5 protein-coding genes are annotated in these 4,813 nt (G+C 73.8%); 2 read left to right on the plus strand and 3 right to left on the minus strand.

Translation table 11 applies throughout. The annotated features are described in order from the left end of the window. Positions 1-52: 52 nt before the first annotated feature. Complete coding sequence (locus ACFUVW_RS19615; RefSeq protein ID WP_430572974.1) at positions 53-1,027, minus strand: SMP-30/gluconolactonase/LRE family protein; 975 nt, start codon at positions 1,025-1,027, stop codon at positions 53-55. Between the two features lie 271 nt (positions 1,028-1,298). Here ACFUVW_RS19615 and gdhA point away from each other — a divergent pair, with 271 nt between their 5' ends. Continuing rightward, the gene (gdhA, locus tag ACFUVW_RS19620; protein ID WP_430572975.1) at positions 1,299-2,636 is read left to right on the plus strand and encodes an NADP-specific glutamate dehydrogenase; all 1,338 of its coding nucleotides are present in this window, start codon (positions 1,299-1,301) and stop codon (positions 2,634-2,636) included. A gap of 102 nt (positions 2,637-2,738) precedes the next feature. On the opposite strand, the gene ACFUVW_RS19625 is transcribed toward gdhA, so the two are convergent. After that, entirely contained in the window at positions 2,739-3,224 is a 486-nt protein-coding gene (locus tag ACFUVW_RS19625; RefSeq protein ID WP_430572976.1) for a Dps family protein, read from the minus strand. Positions 3,225-3,347: 123 nt separating this feature from the next. Then, entirely contained in the window at positions 3,348-4,280 is a 933-nt protein-coding gene (locus tag ACFUVW_RS19630) for an alpha/beta hydrolase family esterase (RefSeq protein ID WP_430572977.1), read from the minus strand. 66 nt (positions 4,281-4,346) lie between these two features. Here ACFUVW_RS19630 and ACFUVW_RS19635 point away from each other — a divergent pair, with 66 nt between their 5' ends. Further along, complete coding sequence (locus tag ACFUVW_RS19635; protein WP_430572978.1) at positions 4,347-4,745, plus strand: hypothetical protein; 399 nt, start codon at positions 4,347-4,349, stop codon at positions 4,743-4,745. Positions 4,746-4,813 lie beyond the last annotated feature (68 nt).

Raw genomic sequence — 4,813 nt, forward strand, 5'->3', positions numbered from 1 at the left:
CGTCCGGGCTTCTCTATCTCGCGGGTTCGCCTTCTCTACATCGGCGGGGCCGTCAGCCGGCGAAGGGGTTCGTCGTCACCTGGTAGGGCGGCGTCGCGGGGCCATCGCCGAACTCGCTCTCGACGAAGAGGATGCGGCCGCGCAGCTCCTTGGCCGTGGTGAAGACCTTCGACGGGTCGGTGGCCCGCTCGCCCACGAAGCGGGCCCGCGCGCCGTCGGCCGACAGGCGCAGCGTGGCGAGCGCGTGGTCGAAGTTGCGGACCACCGTGAGGCGGTTGCCCTGGCGCACGAGGCCGTCGGCGTTCACCAGGTCCGCGGCGCCGGTGTCGATCGCGTCGACCGAGCCGTCGAACCCGAACCGCCACAGGTCGCCCGTGTTGCCCTGCGCGACGACGAAGGCGCTGCGGTCGGCGGACAGCACGATGCCGCCCAGGTTGAAGCCCTCCTGGCGCTCGATCGTGCCGGTGGCGTCGGCCCAGACCTCGGCCTCCCAGCCGTCGGCCCCCTGCGCGACCCGGTAGATGCGGGGGTCGTTCGAGTCGGTGAAGTACGCGGCGCCGTCGGGCCCGATCGCGACGTCGTTGAGGAACGCCTCGTCGGCGGGCACGCGCAGCGCGGCGAGCAGCTCGCCCTCGGGGGAGTACACCCACAGGTCGGGCCGGTCGCCCGTGAGGCCGTTGGGCCCGCCGGCGACGTAGACGTTGCCGTCGCCGTCCACGGTGATGCCGCGCGCGGTGGTCCGGCCGTCGGCGCCCGCGGGGAGCCACTCCTCCGTCTGCCCGTCCCGGACGTCGCCGCGGTGGATCTCGCCGCCGGTGACCTCGCTCACGTAGAAGGCGCCGCGGCGCTGGTCGGCGCCGATGCCCTCGAACCGGCTGCTCTCCGGGTCGCCGGTGAGGGCGTACGACGCGGGACGGCCGTGCCCGTTCCCGTCGTCGTGGTGGGCGAGTGCCGGCGGGGCCCCCACGAGGCCGAGGCCACCCAGGGCCGCGGCGGCGGTGATCGTGGCGACGAGTCGCTTGGTCATCGAGCTCTCCTGACGTCCGTGCGCGAGCCGTGTCTCGGCTCCGGCGTCCAGCGTGCGGCGCGGGGTGCGCGCCGGGCATCGGACGGCCGGGGCGGGGAAGCTCATCCGAACGGATGAGGGCCGGGGCGGCGGGAGCGCGGCCCGCCCCGTGGACACCGTCTCGCGGCGTGAGACGGTGTCTCGGGAACGTCTAGGCTGCGATGGTCGTGCGTGTGCCGTGCCGCCCTTCGGGCCCCGCGGGCGCGCTCCCCAGAACTCGGGAGGAGCCCCCATGGAAGACCGTCTGCAGCCTGTGTTCGCCGAGGTGCTGCGTCGCAACCCCGGCGAGGTGGAGTTCCACCAGGCGGTACGCGAGGTCTTCGAGTCGCTCGGCCCGGTGCTGCGCAAGAACCCGCAGTACGTCGAGGCCGCCGTCCTCGAGCGCATCTGCGAGCCCGAGCGGCAGATCATCTTCCGCGTGCCGTGGGTCGACGACACGGGCCGCGTGCGCATCAACCGCGGCTTCCGCGTCGAGTACAACTCGGCGCTCGGCCCGTACAAGGGCGGCCTGCGCTTCCACCCCTCGGTGTACCTGGGGATCGTGAAGTTCCTCGGCTTCGAGCAGATCTTCAAGAACGCCCTCACCGGCCTGCCGATCGGCGGCGGCAAGGGTGGCTCCGACTTCGACCCCCGCGGCCGCTCCGACGGCGAGGTCATGCGGTTCTGCCAGTCGTTCATGACCGAGCTGTACCGCCACATCGGCGAGTACACGGACGTGCCCGCCGGCGACATCGGCGTGGGCGCCCGCGAGGTCGGCTACCTGTTCGGCCAGTACAAGCGGATCACCAACCGCTACGAGTCGGGCGTCCTCACCGGCAAGGGCCTCACCTGGGGCGGTTCGCTGGTGCGCCGCGAGGCGACGGGCTACGGCGCCGTGCTCTTCGCGCAGAGCATGCTCGGCACGAAGGGCGAGAGCCTCGACGGCCGCCGCGTCTCGGTGTCCGGCTCGGGCAACGTCGCCATCTACGCGGCCGAGAAGGCGCAGCAGCTCGGCGGCCGAGTCATCACGTTCTCCGACTCGTCGGGCTACGTCGTCGACGAGGCGGGCATCGACCTCGACCTGCTCAAGGAGGTCAAGGAGGTCCGGCGCGGCCGCGTGTCCGACTACGTCGACCGGCGCCCCGGCGCCCGCCTGGTGTCCGACGGCAGCATCTGGGACGTCCCGACGGACGTCGCGCTGCCCTGCGCCACCCAGAACGAGCTCTCCGAGGCAGACGCCAAGCAGCTCGTCGCGAACGGCGTGCACGCGGTCGCGGAGGGCGCCAACATGCCGACCACCCCGGAGGCCGTCGCGCTCCTGCGCGACGCCGGCGTGCTGTTCGGGCCGGGCAAGGCCGCGAACGCGGGCGGCGTGGCGACGTCGGCGCTGGAGATGCAGCAGAACGCGTCGCGCGACTCGTGGAGCTTCGACTACACCGAGTCCCGCCTCGCCGAGATCATGACCGGCATCCACGACAACTGCCTCGCCACGGCCGAGGAGTACGAGGCCCCCGGCGATTACGTCGTCGGCGCCAACGTGGCCGGCTTCACCAAGGTCGCCGACGCGATGATCGCCTTCGGCGTCATCTGAGGTCCTCCCCGCAGGACGAACGACGACGGCGCGGCCCCCGGGCGGGGTCGCGCCGTCGTCGTGAGCGGGGCTGGTGGCCGGTGCGGCCGCGCCCCGGGGTCGTCAGACCTCGGTGTTCTCCGACGAGATCATCCAGGCCTGCTTCTCGAGGTCGGTGATGATCTCGTGCAGCAGGTCGGCGGTCGTCGGGTCCTCGGCGTCGACGTCGTCGTGCACCTCACGGGCGACCTCGACGGTCTGCGCGACGCGCTCGACGATCGCGTCGACCGTGTCCTCCACCGACACGAGGCCGGCGGGGTAGGGCGACAGGTCGGTGGTGGTGGCGACGGTCTCGGTGCGGCCGTCGGGCACGGCCTGCAGGGCGCGGAGCCGCTCGGCGACGGTGTCGCTGTGCTCCCGTGCGACGTCGACCAGCTCGTCGAGCTGCAGGTGCAGGTCGCGGAAGCCGCGGCCGGTGACGTTCCAGTGCGCCTGCTTGCCCTGGACGTGCAGGTCGACCAGCGCGACGAGCACGCGCTGCAGGTGGGTGCGGAGCTTGTCGGACGCCTCGGCGCGGGGGGTGTTGCGCTTCATCGTGGGAGTGGTCATGGGTGTGAACCTCGCTTCCGTTGACGATCGCTCGCTTGAACCATTCCAGGTTAAGGAGCCTTCCCGGCGACCGCCAGCAAGGCCAGGCGAGCCTTCGTCGAGGCGGGCCCGGGTCGCGGGAGGTCAGCGACCGCCGGTCACGAGGTCGAGCACCGCCGTCGTGAACGACCGGGCGAGGGTCGGCGCATGGTCCGCGCCCGCGATCGACCACAGCTCGACCGTGGCGCCGCCCGCGCACCCGGCCCACGTCGTCACGGTGGTCTCGGGGCCGGGGACCGCGCTGTCGAGGTCCCGCCGGACGGGAGCGGTGGTGGGCGCCGCGCATTCGTCGAGACGCGCCCACGCGGCGGCCGACTCCGCCGCCGCCGGATAGGCGTGCCCGTCGCGGAGACCACCGCCCGCGAGGATCACGGGATCGGCGGTGCCGTGCGCCTGCACCACGCTCACCGGGCGGGACGGCCGGCAGGCGCCGTCGTCCGCCGGCATCGCGCCGGCGAGGGACACCGCGACGGACACGAGGTCCGCGTGGTCGCACGCCGTGCGGTAGGCCATGAAGCCGCCGTTGGAGTACCCGACCACCGCGACGCGGTCGGGGTCCACGGCGTACGTGGCCGCCAGCGTGCGGATCACCTGCGCGAGGTAGGCGGAGTCGTCCACGCCCCCGCGGTCGACGCCGCAGCAGGCGTCGCTCGCGTTCCAGAACCGGCGTCCGTCGGGACCCTCGGTGCCCTGGGGGAGGGCGTAGAGCACGCCCCGCGCGAGGGCGTCGGCACGCAGGCCGAGCAGGGCGTCGACGCGCGCGGCGTCGGAGCCGAAGCCGTGCAGGACGACGAGCAGGGGCGCGGGGCGCGTGGCGTCGTACCCGGGTGGCACGTGGACCTCGACGGGCCGGCCTGCGACGTCGACCGCGCCGACCGTGCCGGCCGCCAGGGGCTCGGCGGCCGCGAGCACCAGCGGCTGCTCGTCGGCCTGCGGCGGCCCGGCGGAGCCGCACGCCGCCAGGAGCAGCGTGACCAGCGCGACGAGGGTCGCCAGGATCGGGCGGTGCGCCGGCATGCCGTCGATTGTCGCGTGCGGGCGGCGCCCGGCATAGGCTGAAATCGGTGCGGAGGTGGTGCTCCGATGACGTGGCAGCTGGCGCTCGTGACGGCGTCGTTCGCGCTGGTCGCGACGGTCGCCGCCCGCTCGTGGCTGCGCTCGGACGCCCACCGCGATGCCGCCGCCCGCCGGGCGCACCGTCGTCGTGCCCCCGCCGCCGACCCGCTCCTGACACTCACCGTCCAGGTGCGCCTGGGGGAGCTGGCTCGCGAGCTGCGGGCCATCGACGACGACCCGCAGGTCTACGCCCGCGCCCACCACGCCCGCGCGGCGCAGGGCGCCTACGACGCCCTGCTGCGCGAGGCGTGCCGCCTCGCCGGGCTGAGCGTCGTCGACCTGCCGATGCGCGCCGGCGAGCGCGCCGAGTCCGCCGAGCGGCTCCGCGAGGAGCTGGAGCTCAGCGCCCGCGGCTGGTCCTGGTAGCTGCCGAGATAGAGAAGGGGAATCCGCGAGATAGAGAAGCCCGGACAGGACCGCAGCAGCTGCGGTCC

The sequence above is a fragment of the Isoptericola sp. NPDC057391 genome (assembly GCF_042668085.1).
Taxonomy (GTDB): Bacteria; Actinomycetota; Actinomycetes; order Actinomycetales; family Cellulomonadaceae; genus Isoptericola.